Source organism: Marihabitans asiaticum (genome assembly GCF_007828725.1).
Taxonomy (GTDB): Bacteria; Actinomycetota; Actinomycetes; order Actinomycetales; family Dermatophilaceae; genus Marihabitans; species Marihabitans asiaticum.
The window spans coordinates 101,051-122,817 of the sequence record NZ_VIUW01000004.1 but is presented as its reverse complement, the minus strand read 5'-3'; the positions used below and the strand labels follow the sequence as shown (position 1 = coordinate 122,817).

At 71.7% G+C, this 21,767-nt stretch carries 20 protein-coding genes; 13 read left to right on the top strand and 7 right to left on the bottom strand.

All coding sequences use genetic code 11. The annotated features are described in order from the left end of the window. Window positions 1–27: 27 nt before the first annotated feature. Window positions 28–2,673 (bottom strand): valine--tRNA ligase, encoded by a 2,646-nt coding sequence (gene valS / locus FB557_RS11605; protein WP_144857791.1) that lies wholly within the window; start codon window positions 2,671–2,673, stop codon window positions 28–30. Between the two features lie 82 nt (window positions 2,674–2,755). On the opposite strand from valS, the gene FB557_RS11600 reads away from it, so the two are divergent. Then, on the top strand, window positions 2,756–3,523 hold the full coding sequence (locus tag FB557_RS11600; RefSeq protein ID WP_211356567.1) for a lysophospholipid acyltransferase family protein: 768 nt from the start codon (window positions 2,756–2,758) through the stop codon (window positions 3,521–3,523). Window positions 3,524–3,616: 93 nt separating this feature from the next. Here FB557_RS11600 and FB557_RS11595 read toward each other — a convergent pair whose 3' ends face one another. Both FB557_RS11595 and FB557_RS11590 read right to left on the bottom strand, forming a co-directional pair. Next, the gene (locus FB557_RS11595; RefSeq protein ID WP_144857790.1) at window positions 3,617–4,153 is read right to left on the bottom strand and encodes an NUDIX hydrolase family protein; all 537 of its coding nucleotides are present in this window, start codon (window positions 4,151–4,153) and stop codon (window positions 3,617–3,619) included. A 63-nt stretch (window positions 4,154–4,216) separates the two neighbouring features. Then, window positions 4,217–4,717 carry a hypothetical protein gene (locus FB557_RS11590; RefSeq protein WP_211356566.1) on the bottom strand — a complete coding sequence of 167 codons (501 nt, stop codon included), beginning with the start codon at window positions 4,715–4,717 and terminating at the stop codon, window positions 4,217–4,219. 438 nt (window positions 4,718–5,155) lie between these two features. Between FB557_RS11590 and ileS the strand changes: the two genes are divergently transcribed. From ileS to FB557_RS11575, 3 genes are read left to right on the top strand one after another with little or no spacing between them, the layout of a single operon-like run. Next, window positions 5,156–8,506, top strand: coding sequence for an isoleucine--tRNA ligase (gene ileS / locus FB557_RS11585; RefSeq protein WP_144857789.1), 3,351 nt, complete (start codon window positions 5,156–5,158; stop codon window positions 8,504–8,506). A gap of 5 nt (window positions 8,507–8,511) precedes the next feature. Next, window positions 8,512–9,159 (top strand): ABC transporter ATP-binding protein, encoded by a 648-nt coding sequence (locus FB557_RS11580; RefSeq protein ID WP_246074749.1) that lies wholly within the window; start codon window positions 8,512–8,514, stop codon window positions 9,157–9,159. Between the two features lie 17 nt (window positions 9,160–9,176). Next, on the top strand, window positions 9,177–10,463 hold the full coding sequence (locus FB557_RS11575) for a hypothetical protein (RefSeq protein WP_144857788.1): 1,287 nt from the start codon (window positions 9,177–9,179) through the stop codon (window positions 10,461–10,463). Window positions 10,464–10,512: 49 nt separating this feature from the next. Here the strand turns inward: FB557_RS11575 and FB557_RS11570 are convergent, their stop codons facing one another. Both FB557_RS11570 and FB557_RS11565 read right to left on the bottom strand, forming a co-directional pair. Then, window positions 10,513–10,992: an SRPBCC domain-containing protein gene (locus FB557_RS11570; RefSeq protein ID WP_144857787.1), complete on the bottom strand. Its 480-nt coding sequence runs from the start codon at window positions 10,990–10,992 to the stop codon at window positions 10,513–10,515. Beyond that, entirely contained in the window at window positions 10,989–11,321 is a 333-nt protein-coding gene (locus tag FB557_RS11565) for an ArsR/SmtB family transcription factor (RefSeq protein ID WP_144857786.1), read from the bottom strand. The genes FB557_RS11570 and FB557_RS11565 overlap by 4 nt, the downstream gene beginning before the upstream one ends. 161 nt (window positions 11,322–11,482) lie before the next feature. Here FB557_RS11565 and FB557_RS11560 point away from each other — a divergent pair, with 161 nt between their 5' ends. Beyond that, on the top strand, window positions 11,483–12,877 hold the full coding sequence (locus tag FB557_RS11560) for a bifunctional folylpolyglutamate synthase/dihydrofolate synthase (RefSeq protein WP_144857785.1): 1,395 nt from the start codon (window positions 11,483–11,485) through the stop codon (window positions 12,875–12,877). Here the strand turns inward: FB557_RS11560 and FB557_RS11555 are convergent. Continuing rightward, the gene (locus FB557_RS11555) at window positions 12,874–13,524 is read right to left on the bottom strand and encodes a cation efflux transmembrane domain-containing protein (RefSeq protein ID WP_144857784.1); all 651 of its coding nucleotides are present in this window, start codon (window positions 13,522–13,524) and stop codon (window positions 12,874–12,876) included. The two genes, FB557_RS11560 and FB557_RS11555, sit on opposite strands and share 4 nt — an antisense overlap. Window positions 13,525–13,608: 84 nt before the next feature. Between FB557_RS11555 and FB557_RS11550 the strand changes: the two genes are divergently transcribed. The 8 genes from FB557_RS11550 (at window position 13,609) to FB557_RS11515 (ending at window position 20,817) form a co-directional block, all read left to right on the top strand. Beyond that, the gene (locus FB557_RS11550) at window positions 13,609–14,010 is read left to right on the top strand and encodes a DUF4233 domain-containing protein (protein ID WP_144857783.1); all 402 of its coding nucleotides are present in this window, start codon (window positions 13,609–13,611) and stop codon (window positions 14,008–14,010) included. A gap of 10 nt (window positions 14,011–14,020) precedes the next feature. Further along, window positions 14,021–14,446, top strand: coding sequence for a nucleoside-diphosphate kinase (gene ndk, locus FB557_RS11545; RefSeq protein ID WP_144857782.1), 426 nt, complete (start codon window positions 14,021–14,023; stop codon window positions 14,444–14,446). A 33-nt stretch (window positions 14,447–14,479) separates the two neighbouring features. Further along, window positions 14,480–15,517 (top strand): rod shape-determining protein, encoded by a 1,038-nt coding sequence (mreB, locus tag FB557_RS11540; protein WP_281290066.1) that lies wholly within the window; start codon window positions 14,480–14,482, stop codon window positions 15,515–15,517. Then, a complete protein-coding gene (gene mreC / locus FB557_RS11535) occupies window positions 15,517–16,287 on the top strand; it encodes a rod shape-determining protein MreC (protein ID WP_144857781.1) in 771 nt (256 codons plus the stop codon). The genes mreB and mreC overlap by 1 nt, the downstream gene beginning before the upstream one ends. Continuing rightward, window positions 16,284–16,775 carry a rod shape-determining protein MreD gene (locus FB557_RS11530; RefSeq protein WP_144857780.1) on the top strand — a complete coding sequence of 164 codons (492 nt, stop codon included), beginning with the start codon at window positions 16,284–16,286 and terminating at the stop codon, window positions 16,773–16,775. Before mreC ends, FB557_RS11530 begins: the two co-directional genes overlap by 4 nt. Then, window positions 16,772–18,754 (top strand): penicillin-binding protein 2, encoded by a 1,983-nt coding sequence (gene mrdA, locus FB557_RS11525; RefSeq protein ID WP_144857779.1) that lies wholly within the window; start codon window positions 16,772–16,774, stop codon window positions 18,752–18,754. Before FB557_RS11530 ends, mrdA begins: the two co-directional genes overlap by 4 nt. A 119-nt stretch (window positions 18,755–18,873) precedes the next feature. Next, on the top strand, window positions 18,874–20,265 hold the full coding sequence (gene lpdA, locus FB557_RS11520) for a dihydrolipoyl dehydrogenase (protein WP_144857778.1): 1,392 nt from the start codon (window positions 18,874–18,876) through the stop codon (window positions 20,263–20,265). A gap of 321 nt (window positions 20,266–20,586) precedes the next feature. Further along, window positions 20,587–20,817, top strand: a complete 231-nt coding sequence (locus tag FB557_RS11515; protein WP_144857777.1) for a hypothetical protein — start codon at window positions 20,587–20,589, stop codon at window positions 20,815–20,817. Between the two features lie 25 nt (window positions 20,818–20,842). Here FB557_RS11515 and FB557_RS11510 read toward each other — a convergent pair whose 3' ends face one another. After that, the gene (locus tag FB557_RS11510) at window positions 20,843–21,664 is read right to left on the bottom strand and encodes a universal stress protein (protein ID WP_170236285.1); all 822 of its coding nucleotides are present in this window, start codon (window positions 21,662–21,664) and stop codon (window positions 20,843–20,845) included. Between the last annotated feature and the right edge of the window lie 103 nt (window positions 21,665–21,767).

The window sequence follows — 21,767 nt, the reverse complement described above, 5'->3', positions numbered from 1 at the left end:
TACGAGCACCAACTTACCTGGGGCCGCTCAGGCCTTGGGGGGCTTGACGAAGGGGATGAGCTCGACGTCGCGCAGCTCGACCTCCTCGCCGACCACGTAGTTCAGCGCGCCGGTGAGCCGGCCGGCCGCGCGGAGGTCCGCCTCGGCCTGGCGGACATGGTCGGCAGGCCCCGGGGGAGCGACGAGGGTGGCCGAGGTGATCTCGCTGCGCATCCCCACCTTCGCGTCGGACTTGGCCTTGCGCACGTGGCTGAGCGCCTCCCCGACGGCGGCGAGGACCTTCGCCTCACCCGTCTCCCGCAGGGCGAGCTCCTCCACGGTAGGCCAGGTGGCGCGGTGGACCGAGCCCTCCTGCCACCAGGACCAAACCTCTTCGGTGGCGTAGGGGAGGAAGGGCGCGAAGAGGCGCAGGATGACCGACAGGGCCAGCCGCAGGGCGGCCCGGGCCGAGGCGTCACCCGCGTGCGCCCGCTCCTTGACCAGCTCGATGTAGTCGTCGCAGAAGGTCCAGAAGAAGGTCTCGGTCAGGTCCAGGGAGCGCGTGTAGTCCCAGCTCTCGAAGCTCGAGGTCGCGTCGCGCACGACCTCGAGCAGCGCCGCGATCATCGCCCGGTCGAGCGGCTCGGTGACGACCGAGGCCAGCCCCTGACGCGGCTCGAGGTCGGGCTCACCGAATCCGAGGGCGAACTTGCTCGCGTTGAGCAGCTTGATCGCCAGCCGGCGTCCGACCTTCATCTGGCCGGTGTCGTACGCGGCGTCGGTGCCCAGGCGGCTGCTCGCGGCCCAGTAGCGCACGGCGTCGGCGGAGTGCTCCTTGACGACGTCCTCCGGGGTGACGACGTTGCCCTTGGACTTGCTCATCTTCTTGCGGTCCGGATCGAGGATCCACCCGGAGATCGCCGCATTGGTCCACGGGGTGCACCCGTGCTCGAAGTGGGCGCGCACGACGGTGGCGAAGAGCCAGGTCCGGATGATGTCGTGCCCCTGCGGACGCATGTCCATAGGGAAGACCTGCTCGAACAGCCCGTCGCCCTCGGTGCCGGGGGTACTGCCGCGCCAGTCGCCGGCGATCTGCGGGGTCAGCGATGACGTCGCCCAGGTGTCCATGACATCCGGGTCACCGACGAAGCCGCCGGGCTGGCCGCGCTGGGACTCCTCGAAACCGTCCGGCGCCTGCGACTCAGGGTCGACCGGCAGAGCGTCCTCACCCGGCGCGATCGGGTCCTCGTAGTCGGGCTGGCCGTCGGCGTCGAGCCGGTACCAGACCGGGATCGGCACACCGAAGAAGCGCTGCCGGCTGATCAGCCAGTCGCCGTTCAGCCCGGCCACCCAGTTCTTGTAGCGCGAGCGCATGAACGCGGGGTGGAAGTCGATCTCGTCGCCGCGGGCCTGCAGCGCCTCGTTCAGCTCCCGCTCACGCCCGCCGTTGCGGATGTACCACTGCCGCGAGGTGACGATCTCCAGCGGCTTCTCACCGCGCTCGTAGAAGTTGGCCTTGCGCTGGGTCTTGACCGGCTCCCCGTCGAGGTCCCCGGAGGCGCGCAGCGCCTCGACGACGACCTCGCGGGCGGAGTGCACGGTCTTGCCGGCCATCTCGGTGAAGACCGCGGACCCCCCTTCGCCCGTGATCCACTCCGGCACGTCGCCCTGGATCCGGCCCGCGCGGGTGACCACGGACCGGGTGGGCAGCTGCAGCTCACGCCACCAGATGACGTCGGTCAGGTCGCCGAAGGTGCAGCACATCGCGATGCCCGCACCCTTGTCCATCTCCGCGGAGGGGTGGGCGACGACCGGCACCTCGACCCCGAAGATCGGGGAGGTGACCGAGCTGCCGAAGAGGTCCTGGTAGCGCTCGTCGTCGGGGTGGGCGATGAGCGCGACGCACGCCGGGAGCAGCTCGGGACGGGTGGTCTCGATGTAGACCGGCTCGCCGGCGCTCCCCCCTTCGCCCACGCGGTGGAAGGCGACCCGGTGGTAGGCGCCGGGGTAGTCCCGCGCCTCGAGCTCGGCCTGGGCCACCGCGGTCTGGAAGGTCACGTCCCACAGGCCCGGGGCCTCGGCCGTGTACGCCTCGCCGCGGGCGAGGTTGCGCAGGAAGGCCTGCTGCGCGGTCGCCCGGCTGTGCTCGTCGATTGTCCGGTAGCTGATGTCCCAGTCCAGGGAGAAGCCGAGCCGGCGGAAGAGGGACTCGAAGGCCTCCTCGTCGCGCACGGTGAGCTCGTCGCACAGCTCGATGAAGTTGCGCCGGCTGATCGGCACCTGGTCGGCGGCCTTGATGCTCTTGGTGGTGCCGGCGAAGGGAGGCTCGAAACCCTCGTCGTAGGGCAGGTGGGCGTCGCCGCGGACACCGTAGTAGTTCTGCACCCGCTTCTCGGTCGGCAGGCCGTTGTCGTCCCAGCCGATCGGGTAGAAGACGTTGAAGCCCTGCATCCGCTTGTAGCGCGCCATGCAGTCGGTGTGGGTGTAGCTGAAGACGTGGCCCATGTGCAGCGACCCCGACGCCGTCGGTGGCGGGGTGTCGATCGAGAAGACGCGGCTGCGGGTGGCCCGCTCGCCGGTGCGCTCGTAGGCGTAGGTGCCCTGGTCGCGCCATACCTGGCCCCACTTCTCCTCGAGGCCGTCCAGGCTGGGACGATCGGGGATCGGCGAAGGGGTGGGGTCGAGCTCAGTCATGGGCCTGATCTTCCCATCACGGTCGGTGGGGTACCGAATCGCCCGGGTCGGGTCGGCCTGCCTGCGGGCATAGGCTTGCGCTATGACGCGATTCCCGCTGGAGCCGACCTACCGCACGATCATCGCGATCGGCCGGCCGACCTTCCTGGCGCTGGGGTACAAGTTCACCTTCCGCGGGCGCGGGAACGTGCCGCGGACCGGGGGAGCGGTGATGGCGGTCAACCACACCGCCTACGTCGACTTCCTCATGGCGGGGGTGGCGGCGCGCAAGCAGCACAGGTTCGTGCGGTTCATGGCGAAGAAGTCGATCTTCGAGAACTCCAAGAGCGGGCCGATCATGCGCGGCTGCAAGCACATCCCCGTCGACCGGCACGCGGGTGCGGAGTCCTATCGGCTCGCGGTGCAGGCACTGCGGGACGGGGAGATCGTCGGGGTGTACCCCGAGGCGACGATGTCACGCAGCTTCGAGATCAAGGAGCTGAAGAAGGGCGCGGCCCGGATGGCGCAGGAAGCGGGCGTGCCGATCTTGCCGACGATCGTCTGGGGCGCGCACCGGATCTGGACCAAGGACGCGCCGAAGAACCTGGGCCGCTCTGGCATCCCGATCCACGTCACGATCGGTGAGCCGATCCATGTCGGGCCCGATGACGACATCACGGACAAGACCGAGGAGCTGCGCACGGTGATGAAGCGTCTCCTCGACGAGACGATCGCCGCCTACCCTCCGCTGGAGGGCGATGACCGGCGCTTCCTCCCCGCCCGGTTCGGCGGCGCCGCGCCGACGTACGAGGAGGCCTACGCGAAGGACTTCTCCGACATGCGCCGCAAGAGGGACGAGTTCACCCGCTGACCAAGATGCTGCTGGCAGCACTTTGATGAGTCAGCAGCAGTTCGAGCTGCTGCTGACGCACCAAGATGCTGCTGGCAGCATTTTGGGAGAGCCTCAGACAGCGTGGCCGAGGTGCGCCAGGGCCTGGCGCAGCAGCACCCCGTGCCCGCCGGACATGTCGTCCTGCAGCTGCGGGTCAGCGGCTTCGGCGGGGGTGAGCCAGGCGAGGTCGAGGGCGTCCTGCTGGGGCCCGCAGTCCCCGGTCACGGGCACGACGTAGGCCAGAGCGACGGCGTGCTGGCGGGAGTCGTGGAAGGGCGTCACCCCGGGGGTCGGGAAGAACTCGGCGACGGTGAAGGGCTGCGGGCTCGGTGGCACCGCGGGCAGCGCCATCGACCCGAGGTCCTTCTCGAGATGGCGCACGAGGGCGTCGCGGATCCGCTCGTGATACAGCACCCGACCGCCGACGAGCTCGCGCTCCATGCTCCCGGTGTCGCTGGCGCGCAGCAGCAACCCGACGGACTCGATCGAGCCGTGACCGTCGACCCGCACCGGGACGGCTACGACGTAGAGCATCGGGACCCGCCCGCGGACGTCCTCAAGCTCGGGCTGGCTCAGCCACGACTCCTGGCGCTGCACATCGGTCGGCATGGAACCGATCCTGCCAGAGTGCGGGCTCACCCCCTTCGCCCTGCCGGTGCGCTGGCGACTCTGTCAAGGGAAGGGGGACCGTTCGTCTGAGGTTCCCCGGGGATCTGCGAAGGGAGAGAAACGGAGCGGCGACCGTTCGTCTGAGGTTCCCCGGGGATCTGCGAAGGGGAGTGAGTCAGTTGGGGAGTCGAAGCGGACGGGCGCGTCGAAGGCGGCCTTGCGGGCCGCTCGCCGCAGGGCACCGAGCACCGCGCGGCCGGTGAGCAGGATGAGGGCCACGTTGGTCAGGGCCCGGCCGAGGTCCCAGCCGAGGGAGGTGGAGACCGAGAAGACGAAGAAGCGCTGCAGGTTCTCGACCACGGGCGCGCCGGGGACGAATGACAGGGCGCTCTCACCCTGGATCGTGAGGGGCCAGAAGGAGAAGTTCAACGCCACGCCGTAGAGCAGCGCCGAGACCGCGCCGTAGCCCGCGAGCAGGGCGAGCTCGGCGCGCCCCTTCGCCGGCGGGACAGCCCGGCCCCGAGGCCGACCTAGGCTGCGCCGAGCATCTGGAAGGGCAGCCACGGCCCGACGCCCGCGGTGAGCAGCGCCGAGGCGAAGAGGGTCGTCGTCCCGAGGACGAAGCCGAAGCCTAGACCTCACGGCTGCGGGACCAGCGCCGGACTCTCACCGGCTTCCCCCGAACGGGCACGTGCCGCCCTGGCGGGCGACGGTGGTCAGCGTACTCCCTGACCACCGCGGGCGACTACACTGCCCAACACAGGCGCTCGAGCCGTCATCAGCGGCGAGCCTCCGGAAGAACCGGGCACCCGACCGCGGGTGCCCTCAGTAGAACCGGACGGGTCCGGCCCGTCACAGCCGATGTGGAGCGGTCGCGGGTCCCCCTTCGCGAAGGGGGTAGCCGGCGGCAAGCGAGGTGGTACCGCGGCGGTACCGGGCAGGCCCGGTCGCGTCGTCCTCGACGCAGGACGAAGAGACCGCCGACGCACCACAGGAAGCCCGATGACCTACCCCAAGGCCAGCTCCACCCCTTCGCCGGACCATGCCGGCAGCGCCCTCGGCGTGCCCGCCAGCCCGCGGTTCCCGGAGATCGAGCGCGGCATCCTGGACTACTGGGAGGCCGACGACACCTTTCGGGCGTCGGTGGAGCAGCGCGACCCAGGCGCGAAGGGAGAGGGCGAGTTCGTCTTCTACGACGGGCCCCCCTTCGCTAACGGGCTGCCGCACTACGGCCACCTGCTCACCGGGTACGTCAAGGACGTCGTCCCGCGCTACCAGACGATGCGCGGCAAGCGGGTCGAGCGCCGCTTCGGCTGGGACACTCATGGCCTGCCCGCCGAGCTGGAGGCGATGCGTCAGCTGGGGCTGAAGACCACCGACGAGATCCGCGAGACCGGGATCGAGACCTTCAACGCCGCCTGCCGCGAGTCGGTGATGAAGTACACCAGCGAGTGGCGCGAGTACGTCACCCGGCAGGCGCGGTGGGTCGACTTCGAGAACGACTACCGCACGATGAACCCCGGCTTCATGGAGTCGGTGATCTGGGCCTTCAAGTCCCTATACGACAAGGGGCTGATCTACGAGGGCTTCCGGGTGCTGCCGTACTGCTGGCAGGACGAGACCCCGCTCTCCAACCACGAGCTGCGGATGGACGACGAGGTCTACCAGCAGCGCCAGGACCCCTCGGTCACCGTCGGCCTGCGGATGGACTCCACCGGTGAGGACCCCGTGCTCGACGGCGCCCACCTGCTCGTGTGGACGACGACCCCGTGGACCCTGCCCAGCCACCTCGCGGTCATGGTCGGCTCGGACATCGACTACGTCGTCGTCGAGGCGGCGGTGCCCGGCACCGAGACGGACGGGGCCGAAGGGGGCAGCGCCCGCTACGTCATCGCGCAGGCGCGGCTCGCCGCCTACGCCCGCGAGCTGGGGGAGGACCCGCAGGTCCTCGGCCGTTACACCGGTGCCGACCTCGTGGGACGCACCTACACCCCTCCCTTCGCCTACTACCTCGGGCACGAGAACGCCTTCCGCGTCGTCGCCGCCGACGACGCGGTGACCACCACCGACGGCTCCGGCCTGGTGCACACCGCCGGCGCCTTCGGTGAGGTCGACAAGGAGGTCACCGACCGCGAGGGCATCGCCGCGGTCATGCCGGTCGCCAAGGACGGCACCTTCACCGCCCCGGTCACCGACTACGAGGGCCTGCACGTCTTCGACGCCAACGGCCCGATCATCGACGCGCTCAAGGCGGCCACCCGCGGCCAGGCCGGTGGGGGCGTCACCGAGGGCACGATCCTGCTGCGCCGGGAGACCTACGAGCACTCCTACCCGCACTGCTGGCGCTGCCGGCAGCCGCTGATCTACAAGGGCGTGGAGTCCTGGTTCGTCGAGGTCACCGCGATCAAGGAGCGGATGCTCGCGACGAACGAGGAGATCACCTGGGTCCCCGAGCACGTCAAGCACGGCCAGTTCGGCAAGTGGCTGGAGAACGCGCGCGACTGGTCGATCACCCGCAACCGCTTCTGGGGCTCCCCGGTGCCGGTGTGGAAGTCCGACGACCCGGCCTACCCGCGGATCGACGTCTACGGCTCGTTCGAACAGATCGAAGCCGACTTCGGGCGGCTGCCGCGCGACCCGGCCAACCCCGACGCCCCCGACCTGCACCGCCCCTTCGTCGACGAGCTGACCCGGCCCAACCCGGACGACCCGCGGCCGGAGGGGGAGCGCTCGACGATGCGCCGGGTCGAGGACGTCCTCGACGTGTGGTTCGACTCCGGGTCGATGAGCTATGCCCAGGTGCACTACCCCTTCGAGAACGCCGACTGGTTCGAGCACCACTTCCCCGGCGACTTCATCGTCGAGTACATCGGACAGACCCGCGGGTGGTTCTACACCCTGCACATCCTCGCGACCGCGCTCTTCGACCGGCCCGCCTTCAGCTCGTGCATCAGCCACGGCATCGTGCTCGGCAACGACGGGCAGAAGATGAGCAAGAGCCTGCAGAACTACCCGGACGTGCGGGAGGTCTTCGACCGCGACGGCGCGGACGCGATGCGGTGGTTCCTCATGTCCAGCCCGATCCTGCGCGGCGGCAACCTCGTCGTCACCGAGGAGGGCATCCGCGAGGGCGTGCGCCAGGTGCTGCTGCCGCTGTGGTCGAGCTGGTACTTCTTCACCCTCTACGCCAACGCGAGGGGCGAAGGGGGATACGAGGCGCGGTGGTCGACCGGGTCACCCGACCCGCTGGACCGCTACCTCCTGGCCAAGCTGCGTGAGCTGGTCGAGGACGTCGAGGCGCGCATGGACGCCTACGACATCGCCGGGTCGTGCGACGCCGTGCGCGGCTTCACCGACGTCCTGACGAACTGGTACATCCGGCGCTCGCGGGAGCGGTTCTGGGCGACCGGTGAGGACACGAGCGACGCGCAGGCGGCCTTCGACACCCTCTACACCACGCTCGAGGTGCTCGGCCGGGTCGCGGCGCCGCTGCTGCCGCTGACCACCGAGGAGATCTGGCGTGGCCTGACCGGTGGACGCTCGGTGCACCTGGCCGACTGGCCGGCCGCCGCGGACCTGCCGGCCGACCACGACCTCGTCGTCGCGATGGACACCGCGCGCCAGGTCTGCTCGACCGCTTCGTCCCTGCGCAAGGCGGGCAAGCTGCGCACCCGGCTGCCGCTGCGCGACCTCACGGTGGTCGCCGCGGACGCGGCGCGGCTCGCCCCCTTCGCGACGATCGTCGCAGAGGAGGTCAACGTGCGCCAGGTCTCCCTGCTCGACCTCTCCGACCCGCGGGCCGACGAGTTCGGGGTGGAGCAGCGGCTCACGGTCAACGCGCGGGCTGCCGGGCCGCGGCTGGGCAAGGAGGTCCAGCACGCGATCAAGGGCAGCAAGAGCGGGGACTGGTCGGTGGCCGAGGACGGCACCGTCACCGCCGGCGGGCTGGAGCTGCGCGAGGGGGAGTACACCCTCGAGACGGTCGCCGGTGACGACTCCTCCTCCCAGCGGGCGACCGCGATGCTGCCCGGCGGCGGCTTCGTCGTGCTCGACACCGAGGTCACCGACGAGCTGGCCGCCGAGGGGCTGGCCCGCGACGTGGTCCGCGCCGTCCAGGACGCGCGCAAGGCCGCCGGGCTGGAGGTCTCGGACCGGATCAGCCTGACCGTCACCGGCAGCCAGCGGCTGTGGGAGGCCACGGTCGCTCACCAGGCGCTCATCGTCGAGGAAACCCTGGCCAGCCAGTTCGGGTCCGCGCCGCAGCTCGACGCCCTGGCGCTGGGCGACGGGGTGAGCGAGGCCCGGCTCGCCGACGGTGAGGACGTGCGCATCCTGGTCACCAGGGTGGCCTGACGGTCGTGCCCAGCCCGCCGCGTGTCGAGCTCGACGGTGTCGCCGTCAGCCACGGCCCGGTGACGCTGCTGCGCCCGGTCCACGGGATGGTCGAGCCGGGCAGCTGCCTTGTGGTACGCGGCGACAACGGCTCCGGCAAGACCACCCTCCTGCGGGTCGTCGCAGGGGTGCAGGAAGCCAGCGCCGGCCAGGTGCTCGTCGACGGCGAAGGGGTGGACCCGCGCGACCCGTCCTTCCGGGCCCGGCTCGCCGGCCTGCTCGGGCCCAGCGCGGTCTACCGGGACCTCACGGTCTACGAGCACCTGCTCCTCGTCGACGCATCGTGGGGAGGTGACCCAGGAACGGTCGAGGAGCGCATCGACGAGGTGCTCCACGCGCTGACCATCGCGGCCCTCGCCGACCGCTTCGTCAGCGAGCTCTCCTCGGGACAGCGCCAGCTCGCCGATCTCGCGCTCGTGCTCTTCCGCCCCGGCGATCTGCTCGTCCTCGACGAGCCCGAGCAGCGCCTGGACAGCGAGCGCCGTGGGATCGTCGCTGATCTGCTGCGGCGACGGGTCGAGGCCGGCGCGACGGCGCTCGTCGCGACCCACGACCCCGTGGTCGCCGAGGCGCTCGGCGATGCCGAGCTCGAGCTGGTGGTGGCGCAGGAGTGACATCGCATCGGGGCCCGGTGGACGCGCGCCGGGAGGGCCCGGTCGACTCGACGGTGGTGGTCGGCCGGTCGCTGGCGGTGGTGCGCCGAGGCGTCCGCGTAGCGAGCGTCGGCTCGGTCGTCTATGTCGTCTATGTCGTCGCACTGCTCAGCGCGGTCTACCTCCTGCCGTACGGCCACATGATCTTCACCCGCTTCGGCGACTCCGCGACGGTCCAGCTCCTCATCAGCCCGGTCGCGCTGCTCCTCGCGCTGGCTCTCGTCCTCACTTCGCCTCTCGTCGCCTACCGCGCCGGGGCGGTCCGCGGGCCGGTGGCGCCGCCCCCGGTCTGGGTCCGGCATGTGGTCGCCGGGCCGGCGGACACCGCGGTCTCGCTGCGACGGTGGTGGCTGCTGGCGGCGGCAGGTGCGACGGGGGTGATCGCCGTCCTGCTCACCTTCGTCGGCCTGTCGCTGTGGTCAGCCGGGATCATCGGGTGGCGCCGGATGCTGCTCGGCGTCGCCGGCTCGATCCTCGTCGGTGCCGCCGCCGCTCGCTGCTGGCTCGCGGGTCAGGTGGCCGCCGTGGGAGGGGGCCACCCGCTTCGTGCGAGCAGGGCGCTGCGAGCGCTGACGGCCGGCGACCTGACGGGGCAGGACGAGCGCGGCGAGCGGGTCGCCGGGGCCGTCCTTGCTGGCGACCGGGAGGGGCTGGCGCGCGAGCTCGGGCGGCGCTCGGCACGCCACCGGGGACGCCTGCGACCGGGCCGGGCGGTGATGCTGCGCCGTGACCTGCTGGCCGTGCGCCGCGGCCCCGGCCTCGCCCAGACCATCTCCGTGCTGCTGCTCGGGTCGGGTCTGCTGGGCTACACCCTGACCCGTTCGCTGCCGCTGGCGGTGCTCGCCTCGCTCGTGCTCTACCGGGCGGTCACCCTCTGGGGAGCCGGGCTGCGCCAGCAGGTGTCGCCGGTCGTCCCGGTCCTGGGGTGGAGCGAGGGGCGCCAGCGCGCCACCCATCTCCTGCTGCCGGCTGCTGGGGCCACGATCGGAGGAGCCGTGAGCGCGGCCCTAGCGCTCGTCCTCGCCGGGCGTGACGTCGCCGCCGGGGGCGGCGTCGCGGGGCTCGCCCCCTTCGCCGCCCCGCTGCTGCTCGTCCCGGTGCAGCTGCTCGTGCTGGTCTGGACGGCGACCCGGGAGGGACCTGCGCTGGTGACGGTCATGCCACAGCAGATGCTCCCGCGCGTGGTCCTGTGGTGGTTCACCCCGGCCATCGTGCTCCTCGGCGCGAGCGCTGCGATCCTCGCGCTTCTGGGACCCGCACCCTGAGGCCGACGCGAAGGGGGCGCCGGCCGGCGCCCCCTTCGCCTGCCGGTACTCAGGCCGGCTGCTCCATCGCCCGGCCGGTCTCCAGGACGGTCTTCAGCCCGGAGAGCACCCAGGGCCAGCCGCCGCCCCCTTCGGCCGTCGGGTCCGGGTTGCCGCCGACCTGCGCGGCCGTCTGCGCGCCGAGCCCGGTGTGGGTGAGGGTGAGGCGGGTGGCGCCATCGGCGGTGGGTTCGATGTCCCAGGTCACGGTGCCGGGCTCCTCGTCCTGGATCCACACCGGAGACCAGGTCTGGACCAGGCGGCGGGGCGGGTCGGCCTCGATGACCTCGCCGGTGACGACGACGTCGGGCATGCCCAGGCTCTTCATCTCCTCGCTGGCCCGGTGCTCGTACCGGCCGCCGGGGGAGAGGTCGTAGGAGACGTCGCCGGAGTAGCCGTAGAGCCGGCTGAACTCCGGGGTGGTGATCGCCTGCCAGACCTTCTCCGGCGGGGCGTCGATGAAGATGCGATGGATCTGGGTGTCGCTCATGGTTCTTCCTCCAGTGCTCGCTTGAGGTCGAGCAGCGCCGCGGCGCGGGCTGCCGTGTACTTGCCGATCCAGCGGTCGTGGATGGCCCTGATCGGGACGGCGTTGAGGAAGTGGTGCTTGCTCCGCCCCTCCTTGCGGATGACGACGAGGCCCGCTTCCTCGAGCAGCCGCAGGTGCTTGGCCACCCCGAACCTCGTCATCTCCACCCGCGCGGTGACGACCCCTTCGAGCTCGGACTGGGTCTGCCCGTCCCGCTCGAAGAGCGCGTCCAGGAGCATCCGGCGGGTCGGGTCCGCCAGCGCCTTGAACACGAGGTCGTCATCGGCCATGCCTCGACATTAAGTGACCTTTTGGTCACCTGTCAACGGTTTCGCGAAGGGGGCCCCGCAGCCGCCGAGGATCCGGACAATCCGCCCGGGAGATTTCCTCGGCGGCTGGCAGGAACCTAGGGGAATTCGGATCTGGGGGGCGCGCTGAGAGAATCAGGGCCATGCCCAGTGGTGATCCGCAAGCCGCCCAGAAGGACGCAGCCGAGCAGCTCGAGCTGCGCAAGCAGATGCGCCTCGTCGAGGAGGCGATCCTCGCCCGCGCGCCCGAGCATGATCTGCAGCCCAGCCTGGAGCGGATCACCGCGGTGATGGACCTCGCCGGCGAGCCGCAGCGCTCCTTCCAGGCGATCCACATCACCGGGACCAACGGCAAGACGAGCACCGCCCGGATCATCGAGGCGATCTTCTCCGAGATGGGCCTGACCGTCGGTCGCTTCACCAGCCCGCACCTGCACGACATCCGGGAGCGGATCAGCATCGGCGGCGAGCCGATCGGACGGCAGGAGTTCCTCGACGCCTACGCCGACGTCGCCCCCTTCGTCGAGGCGGTCGACGCCAAGTCCGCGGCCGAGGGCGGGCCGCCGATGACGTACTTCGAGGTGCTCGTCGCGATCGGGTACGCCGCCTTCGCCGCCGCACCCGTCGACGTCGCCGTCGTCGAGGTGGGCATGGGGGGTGGCTGGGATGCGACGAACGTCATCGACGCCCCGGTCAGTGTCATCACCCCGATCGACATCGACCACCAGCACTTCCTCGGCGACTCGGTCCTCGACATCGCGCACGAGAAGGCGGGGATCATCAAGGCCGACGCCATCGTCGTCTCCGCGGCGCAGCACGACGACGTCGCGAGCATCCTGCGCGACCGCGCCGCCGAGGTCGGGGCCCGGATCCTCTTCGACGGCCTCGAGCTCGGCATCACCGCGCGCGACGTCGCGGTCGGCGGCCAGCAGGTCTCGATGACCTCGCTCGCCGGTGAGCACGATGACCTCCTGCTCACCCTGCACGGCGAGCACCAGGCCCACAACGCCCTGCTCGCCGTCTCCGCAGTCGAGGCCTTCGTCGGCGGCGGGGAGCAGCGCCTCGCCGACGACCTGCTGCGCCCGGCGCTGGAGCACGCGACCTCACCGGGCCGGCTCGAGATCGTCCGGCGCAGCCCGACCGTGCTCGTCGACGCGGCGCACAACCCCGCCGGGGCGCGGGCGCTCGCGGCCGCGCTGGAGGACTCCTTCACCTTCGCCCGGCTCGTCGGGGTGATCGCGGTCCTCAAGGACAAGGACGCCGCCACGATGCTCGAGGTGCTCGAGCCGGTGCTCGACCACGTCGTCATCAGCCGTACCGCCTCGCCGCGGGCGATGTCGACCCGCGAGCTCGGTGAGATCGCCGAGGACGTCTTCGGCGGCCACCGGGTCACCGTGGTCGACGCGCTGCCCGACGCCCTCGACACCGCCGCCGGCCTGGCGGACGAAGGGGGAGTGGCCGGCGGCGTCCTCGCCACCGGCTCGGTCATCACCGCCGCCGAGGTGCGGATGCTCCTCGGCCAGGACGAGGCGAGCTAGTCCACGTCACCGGCGAGGGCCTTGCTCGCCAGCCGCTCCTCCTCGGAGACCTCCCAGACCTCCCAGGCGGAGTGCAGCGCGATGCCCATGATGCCCAGACCGAGGACGATGTCGGGCCACGCCGAGTCGGTGAGCAGGGTGAGCAGCGCCATCGCGATGATCGCGAGGTTGACGAGGACGTCGTTGCGCGCCGAGAGGAAGGCCGCCCGCGAGAGGCTGCCGCCGTGCGCGCGGTACCGGGCCAGCAGCCAGGCGCTCAGGCCGTTGACCGCCACCGCCCCCAGGGAGACCAGCACGATCGGCAGGGCGGCCGGCACCTCCGGGTCCGCGCTGGACAGCTTCTGCCAGGCCTGCCATCCAGCGGCTGCGGCCGGCGCGAGGAGCACGAGGACCATGAGCTTGCCGACCAGGGAGCGTGCGCGCAGCGACCACCCGAAGGCGAGGAAGATCAGCAGGTTGATCGCCGTGTCCTCGAGGAAGTCGACGCTGTCGGCGGCCAGGCTGACCGAGCCGACGAGCAGGGCGATCGAGCCCTCCACGAAGAAGTAGGCGAAGTTCAGGGCGGCGACGACCAGCACCACCCGGCGCAGCCGCTCGACCAGCGGGGAGAGGTCGGCGACACCTGGGGAGGGGGACGGCTCGCTCATGGCAGCAGCGAACCATGCTCCGAGTGGTCGACCGGCGCGACAGGCGATGAACCCGCCCCAGCCACCTCATTACGCTGGTCTGCCATGAGCACCGCTGACGCCGCCTCCGCCCCGGCCATCCGGTCGGGCCGCTTCACCTGGCGGATGCTGGCCGCCGTCCTCGGCGGCCAGTCGATCGTCATCTTCTTCGGGGCCCTCGTCGGGCGCGGGTTCGCCGGCAACGACAGCTCGTCCACCCCCTTCGTCGCCCTGTCGCTCCTCGCCCTGGCCTGCCTCGTCGCGGCCGGGCTCGTCCGCCGGCCGGGGGGTGTGGCGATCGGCTGGGTGGTCCAGGCGCTCACCGTGGCCAGCGGCCTGCTCGTCACCGCGATGTTCGGCGTCGCGCTGATCTTCCTCGCGCTGTGGGTGCTCTGCCTGCGGGTGGGTCGGCGCATCGACGCCCAGGAGGCGCGCGCCGCCAGCCAGGCCCAGCCCGAGCCCCAGTAGGCTGGCCCGCGTGACCGAACGTTCTCTCATCCTCGTCAAGCCCGACGGCTACCGCCGCGGCCTCACCGGAGAGGTGCTGCGCCGGATCGAGGCGAAGGGGTACACCCTCGCCGCCCTGGCCGTCACCACCCCCACGCGTGAGCAGCTCGCGGCGCACTACGCCGAGCACGAGGGCAAGCCGTTCTACGAGCCGCTTGTCGAGTTCATGTCCTCCGGGCCCGTCACCGCCGTGGTCATCGAGGGCGAGGAGTGCATCAAGGGCTTCCGCTCCCTCGCCGGGGCGACCGACCCGACCGCCGCCGCGCCCGGGAGCATCCGCGGTGACCTCGGCCGCGACTGGGGCGAGGCGGTGCAGCAGAACGTCGTGCACGGCTCGGACTCGCCCGAGTCCGCCGCGCGCGAGATCGGCATCTGGTTCCCCGGCCTGTCCTCCTGACCCGGCCGTACCCCTTCGCGCACCCTGCCCAGCGTGAGCACGCGGTCGTCCTTCTTCCTGCGGCCCGGCCGTGACCTGGCGATCGACCTCGGCACGACGAGCACCCTGATCCATCGCCAGGGTCGGGGGGTCGTCCTCGACGAGCCGTCGGTCGTGGCCGTCGCCGCAGACACCGGCGAGGTCGTCGCCGCCGGCACCTCGGCCCGCGAGATGCTCGGCCGCACCCCCGGCTCGATCCGCGCCGAGCGACCGCTGCGCGGCGGCGCGGTGCACGACCCGGACGTCACCGAGCAGATGCTGAGGGTCTTCACCGACTCGCTCAAGGTCTCGACGGTGCTGCGGCCACGCGTCGTCGTCTGCGTCCCGAGCACCGTCTCCCCGCTGGAGCGTCGAGCGGTCGAGGACGTCGCGATCCGGGTCGGCGCCCGGCGGGTCTTCGTCGTCGAGGAGCCGGTCGTGGCGGCGATCGGGGCCGGACTGCCGGTCACCCATACCGAGGCCTCGACGGTCGTCGACATCGGTGGAGGGTCGACCGACGCGGCGATCCTCGCGCTGGGCGGGGTCGTCGCCTCCCGCTCGACCCGGGTCGGCGGGGAGGCGATGGACGAGGCGATCGGCGCGCACGTCCAGGAGCACTACTCGTTGGTGCTCGGGGAGCGCTCTGCCGAGCACATCAAGGTCGAAGGCGGATCCGCCTTCCCCCTGGCGCGGCCCACCCGGACCCGGGTGCGAGGACGTGACCTCGTGACCGGGCTGCCCCGGACGGTCGAGGTCGGCTCGGACGAGGTCCGGCGCGCCCTGGACGGCCCGGTGCGGCAGGTGGTCGACCTCGTCCGCGGCCTGCTCGACGCCTGCCCGCCCGAGCTGGCCGGAGACGTCCTCACCCGCGGGGTGGTCCTCACCGGCGGTGGCGCGCTGCTGCGCGGTCTGGACGCGCGCATGGAGCACGAGCTCGGGGTTCCCGTTCGGGTGGCCGACGACCCGCTGCGCGCGGTGATCCGGGGCGCGGGACGCTGCGTCGACGACTTCGCCACGCTCGAGCCGGTCCTCGTCGACGGGCGCCGGTTCTGATGTTGCGCCGCGTCGTCCTCGCCCTGCTCGCCCTCACGGTCCTCGTGCTACTCGCCGACCTCGCGGGCGGACCGACCGGGCCGATCCGCTCGGCGGGGTCGGCGGCGCTGGGGCCGCTGCTGCGCGCTGCGTCGCCGGGAGAGGTCGAGGCAGAGTCGGCGGAGCTGATCCGCCTGCGGGCCCGGGTGGCCGAGCTCGAGGGCCAGGCGCAGACGGCGAAGAGGGAGTCGGCCCTGGTGGCCTCGGCCGCCGAGCACGACCTCGAGGTGGCGCCCGCGCGGGTGGTGGGGGTGGGTACCCCCGATCCGCGCGGCACGGTGCGGCTGACGATCGACGTCGGCGCCGAGGACGGCATCCAGGCCGACCGCGCGGTGCTCGACGGCGACGGCCTCGTGGGGCGGGTGGTCTCGGTGGGTCGCTGGACGAGCGACGTCGAGCTGCTCGGCGCCGCCGGCACGAGCGTCGGGGTGCGGGTCGGACAGTCTCCCGGGGTGCTCGGCCGGCTCAGCGCCAGCGACCCGCTGCTCGACCAGGCGCCAGGACAGCTCGCGGTGACGGCACTGCAGGAGGGGCGGATCACCGCGGGCGACGCGGTTCGCACCCTCGGCAGCGCGGGCGGCGTGCCCTACCCGGCGGGCCTGCCCGTCGGGTCAGTCGCCGAGGTCGCCGACGCGCCCGGACGACTGACCGCCTCGGCGACCGTCGAGCCGTCAGCCGACCTCGCCGCCGTCGACGTGGTCGGTGTCGTCGTCTCCGACGGCCAGCGATGAGCCGGCGCCGGGTCTGGCTCTGGCGCGCGGCCCTGGCGCTGCTCGCGGTCGTGCTGTCCAGCGTGCTCGGAGCGCGCGGGGTGCCGGTCCCGTCCTCCCTGCTCCTCGTGGTGGTCCTCGCGGTCGGTCTGGCGGCCGGGCCGCTGCCCGGGGCGCTGCTCGGGCTGGCCGGCGGCTGGCTGGTCGACCTCACCCCTCCCGGCACGGACCTGCTCGGGATCTCGGCGCTCACCCACGCCGGGGCGGGATGGGTGAGCGGCCGGGCGACCCGGGTGTCGGGCTGGCCGCTGTGGTGGCCGGCGGCGGTAGCCGCTGCGGGGTGGGCAGTGGTGGCCGTCGTCCCGGTCCTGCGGGCGCTCACCACGGGCGCACCGCTCGACCTCGTCGGGCTGCTGGTCGACCTCGTGCTGACCGCGTCGGTGGCGCTGGTCGCCGTGCCCGCCGTCATCGCGGTCGACCGACGCCTCTCCGGACGGCGCCCGCGATGAGGGGGCCGCACCTGCACGGGCGCCTGCTCGCGATCTTCGCCGTCTTCGCAGTCCTGCTCACCACCCTCGTCGGGCGGCTCGGGCAGCTGCAGCTGACCGACCGCGCCGAGCTCGCAGCATCGGCCCCGGTCTCGAGCACGAAGACCGTCTACCGGCCCGCCCCGCGCGGACGCATCCTCGACCGTCACGGAACGCCGCTGGCGGACAACGCCGTCCGGGTCGACGTCACCCTCGACCGGGCCGCCCTGGCCGATCTCGACGACGGCGGCGAAGGGGTGATCCGCCGCCTGGCCGCGGCCCTCGGGACCGAGCGGACCTCCCTTCGTGACCGGATGACCCTCTGCGGCGCGCCGGGGGCCGCACCGCCGCCGCGGTGCTGGGCGGGCTCGCCCTACGAGCCGGTGACCGTCGCCGAAGGGGTGGACGCCGAGGTGGCCCTCGGGCTCGGGGAGCGGGCCGAGCGCTTCCCCGGTGTCGCGGTGACGACCACCGCGGTCCGGCGCGACCGGGACCGGCCGCTCGCACCGCAGGTGCTCGGGTACCTCACCCGAGCCGGTGAGGAGGACGTGCAGACCTCCGACGGCGAGATCCAGGCCGGCGCCGTGGTCGGGCGGGCCGGTCTCGAGCAGCAGTACGACGAGCAGCTGCGCGGCACGGCCGGTCGGGCCGAGGTGCGGGTCGACGCGCGCGGCATCGTCATCAAGACCCTCAGCTCGCAGGAGGCGGTGCCCGGCGAAGACGTCGTGACGACCCTCGACGCCGACCTGCAACGCGCCACCGAGGACGTCCTGGCCGGCGCCGTCACCGACGCCCGGGCCCGCGGCCTCGCCGCCGACGAAGCCGCCGCCGTCGTCCTCGACCTGCGCGACGGTGGGGTGCTCGCCTCGGCCAGCCTGCCGACCTACGACCCGTCGGTGTGGACCGGTGGGATCAGCCAGGCCGAGTACCGGCGCCTCACCGCCGAGCCGGAGTCCTCGCCGCTGACCGACCGGGTCGTCGCGGCGAGCTACCCACCGGCGTCGACGTTCAAGGTGGTCTCCCTGCCCGCGGCAGCCCGGTCTGGGGTCGACCTCGACGAGCCGGTGCGCTGCAGCTCGAGCGTGCGCATCGGTGACCGCACCTTCCGCAACTTCGAGTCGCGCGCGTACGGCACGATCAGCTGGCGCAAGGCGATCGAGGTCTCCTGCGACACGGTCTTCTACGAGGCGGCGGCGTCGATCTGGGACGAGGCGGGCGGTCTCTCCGGTGACGACGCCGATGATGTCCTCGTCCGCAGCGCGCGGGCCTTCGGGCTGGGGGAGCGGACCGGGATCGACCTGCCCGGTGAGGTCTCGGGGCGGGTGCCGGACCGGGGGTGGAAGCAGGCGTACTGGGAGGAGACCAAGGACGAGACCTGCCGGCGGGCCCGGGAGGGCTACCCCGAGGTCTCGAGCCGGGCGCGGGCCGACTACCTCAAGGAAGTCGCCGAGGAGTCCTGCGAGCGCGGGCACCAGTTCCGGCCGGGCGACGAGGTCAACCTCTCGATCGGCCAGGGAGACATGCTCGCGACACCGGTGCAGATGGCCCAGGTGTACGGCGCGATCGCGACCGGAGGCGAGGTCCGGGCGCCGCGGATCGTCAGCGAGACCCGGTCGCCGGAGGGGGAGCGCACCCCCATCGCCTCGGGCGAGCGGACGCGCGTGGATCTCGACGAGGCGGTCGTGGACACCCTTCGCCCGGCGCTCGAGGATGTCGTGCGGCAGGGCACCGCGGCGGGCGCCTTCGCCGGCTTCGACACCGATCGGTGGCCCGTGGCGGGCAAGACCGGGACGGCCGAGGTCTTCGGCGAGGAGGACACCGCGTGGTTCGTCAGCTACGCGCCGGCCGACGAGCCCCGCTACGTCGTCGCGGTCGTCATCGGCGAAGGGGGGACCGGCGGCGGCTCCGCGGCCGGCGCGGCGCGGGAGATCCACGAGGAGCTGCGCCGGCTCGAGGACTGAGCTCGCGATCCGGTTCGAGGTAGACACGCGCGCCCCGAGGCCCCAGATCCACCTCGAGTCGTCGTGGGACGGCGGACCCGAGGACGGCTCGGACGTGTCTGAGGTCATAGGGTGGGGCCATGGCTGACTTCGACGTCGTTGTTCTTGGTGCCGGTCCTGGCGGGTATGTCGCGGCGATCCGCGCGGCTCAGCTGGGCAAGAAGGTCGCGGTGGTGGAGAAGAAGTACTGGGGTGGGGTCTGCCTCAACGTCGGCTGCATCCCGTCCAAGGCGCTGATCCGCAACGCCGAGCTCTCGCACCTGCTGACCCATGACAAGAAGAAGTTCGGCATCGAGGGTGACGCGACGATGTCCTACGGCCCGACGCACCAGCGCTCGCGCAAGGTGAGCGAGGGCATCGTCAAGGGCGTCCACTACCTCATGAAGAAGAACAAGATCACCGAGATCGACGGCTGGGGCACCCTCACCTCGCCGACGGAGATGAGCGTCGAGCTGAACGACGGCGAGACCAAGACGGTCAGCTTCGAGCACCTCATCATCGCCACCGGCGCGGTGACCCGGATGATCCCCGGGGTCGAGCTGAGCGAGAACGTCGTCACCTACGAGGAGCAGATCCTCGACGAGGAGCTGCCGGACTCGATCATCATCGCCGGCTCGGGCGCCATCGGCGTCGAGTTCGCCTACGTGATGAAGAACTTCGGGGTCGACGTGACGATCGTCGAGTTCCTCGACCGGATGGTGCCCACCGAGGACGCCGAGGTGTCCAAGGAGCTGCTCAAGCACTACAAGAAGCTCGGCGTCAAGGTCATGCTCTCCACCAAGGTCGAAGGGGTGGAAGACACCGGCTCGGGCGTGAAGGTCACCGTCTCCAAGGACGGCGAGGAGGAGACCCTCGAGGCCGACCGGCTGCTGTCGGCGATCGGCTTCGCTCCGCGCGTCGAAGGCTTCGGGCTCGAGGACATCGGGGTCGAGCTGACCGAGAAGGGCGCCGTCGCGATCGACGACTACATGCGCACCAACGTCGAGAACGTCTACGCCATCGGTGACTGCACCGCCAAGCTCATGCTCGCCCACGTCGCCGAGGCGCAGGGTGTCGTCGCGGCCGAGACCATCGCCGGCGCGGAGACGATGCCGGTGGAGTACGACTTCGTGCCCCGGGCCACCTACTGCCACCCGCAGATCGGGTCCTTCGGCTACTCCGAGGAGCAGGCGAAGGAGAAGGGCTACAACGTCAAGACCTCGACCTTCCCTTTCAGCGCCAACGGTAAGGCGATGGGCCTGGGCGACGCCGTCGGCTTCGTCAAGGTCGTCGCCGACGCCGAGCACAACGAGATCATCGGCGCTCACATGATCGGCCCCGACGTCACCGAGCTGCTGCCCGTGCTCACCCTCGCTCAGAAGTGGGACCTCACCGCCGACGAGGTGGCCCGCAATGTCTTCGCCCACCCGACCCTCTCGGAGTCGGTGAAGGAAGCGATCGAGGGCATCGCCGGGCACATGATCAACCTGTGATCGGTAGTTGAATCTGACATCAGGTCGCCCTTCCGGGTAAGGTCCCCTCTCGGCTCGCCCGAGTTCGGGCGAGCGGGGGCCAGATCGACGGAGGGCAAACCCGGGGGTGAGCAGCAGTCAGAGCGCCATCAGTCGACGCACTCTGGCGAAGGGGGTGGGCTGGACGGTCCCGACCGTCCTCGTCGCCGGGGCGCGTCGGCCTACGCGGCATCGCCCTGCGACCCGATCACCGACATCGACGCGAAGACGTATGACTACGCCGACGCCGTAGCGGTCACCAGCTCGACGACGTACAGCTACGCCATCAGGAGTACGACCCACATGAAGGGCAACGGGACCGTGGCCGATCCGTTCAGGCCCTACGTGCTCGAGTCGCCGGTCGACGACTGGCGCGACACCGGTAACGTTCGCCTCAGCTTCACCGGCGCGGTGACCTCCTTCGACGTCACCTACTGGAACCAGACCGACTCCGTGCCACCCACGGGCCAGCCTGTTGACGGCGACCAGGCCATCTTCTTCACCGACTTCACCTTCTCGTACCGTCCCTGCTGAGCGCGGAGCGTCGCCCCCTGCGGGGTCAGGCGGTGGCGTGCGGCCAGAGCCGCTTCGAGCGCTCCGTCATGACGATGACCGGGCCTTCGCTCACGCGAAGCACCTCTCGGGTGGTCGAGCCGAGGAGGAATCCGGGTACCCCACGGTGGCCCTGGCTGGCGACGACGAGGAACGCCGCATCCTTCGCGCTCTCGGTGAGAGCCTGCACCGGGTCGGCCTGGACGGTCTGGAACTCGATGGTGACGCCGGGGAACTCGGCGCGCAGCGCATCGACCTGCTCCTGGAGCGGCTCGGGCGGTGAGGAGTCGCCGGCGCCTGCCTGGATCATCCGCACCGTCCGCCCGCGCTGCTCGGCCGCCTCGATCGCCAGCCGGGCGACGTGCGTGGCCGCCTCGGATCCGTCGAACCCGACGACGAGCGGGCCGGTCGTGTCGAACTCAGTCGTCGCCGTGTTCGGGACGACGACCGTCGGGCAGTGTGCCGCGGCCGCGACATTGCTCGACGTGCTGCCGACGATCCCGCCACGCCAGCCACTGTCCCCCTTCGTCCCGACGACGACGGCGTCGGCCTCCTCGCTGGCGCGGACCAGCGCGGTCACCGGGTGGGCGATCTCCGCGCGGCCGTCGACCTCCACCGGACCGCCGGAGACACGGTCGAGCTCGGCCTCGATGACCGCCTGGGCCTTCTCCCCGAGGCCGGGCGAGTCCGGACCGCGCCCCGGCGGGATCGGCGCAGAGGAGACGAGCGTGACCCGCCCGTCGACGGCGGCAGCCCAGGAGAGTGCCCAGTCGGTGGCGCGCTGGGCTCGGGGTGACCCATCGGTCCCGACGACGATGTGTGCAGTCATCCGTACCGCTCCTCGGTGTAGGTGATGGCCTGCCGATCGGCCTGAGATCCTCACTGTATCGGCGCGCTGCTCAGTAGTGTCGACGGCCTGAGGAATCGGATTG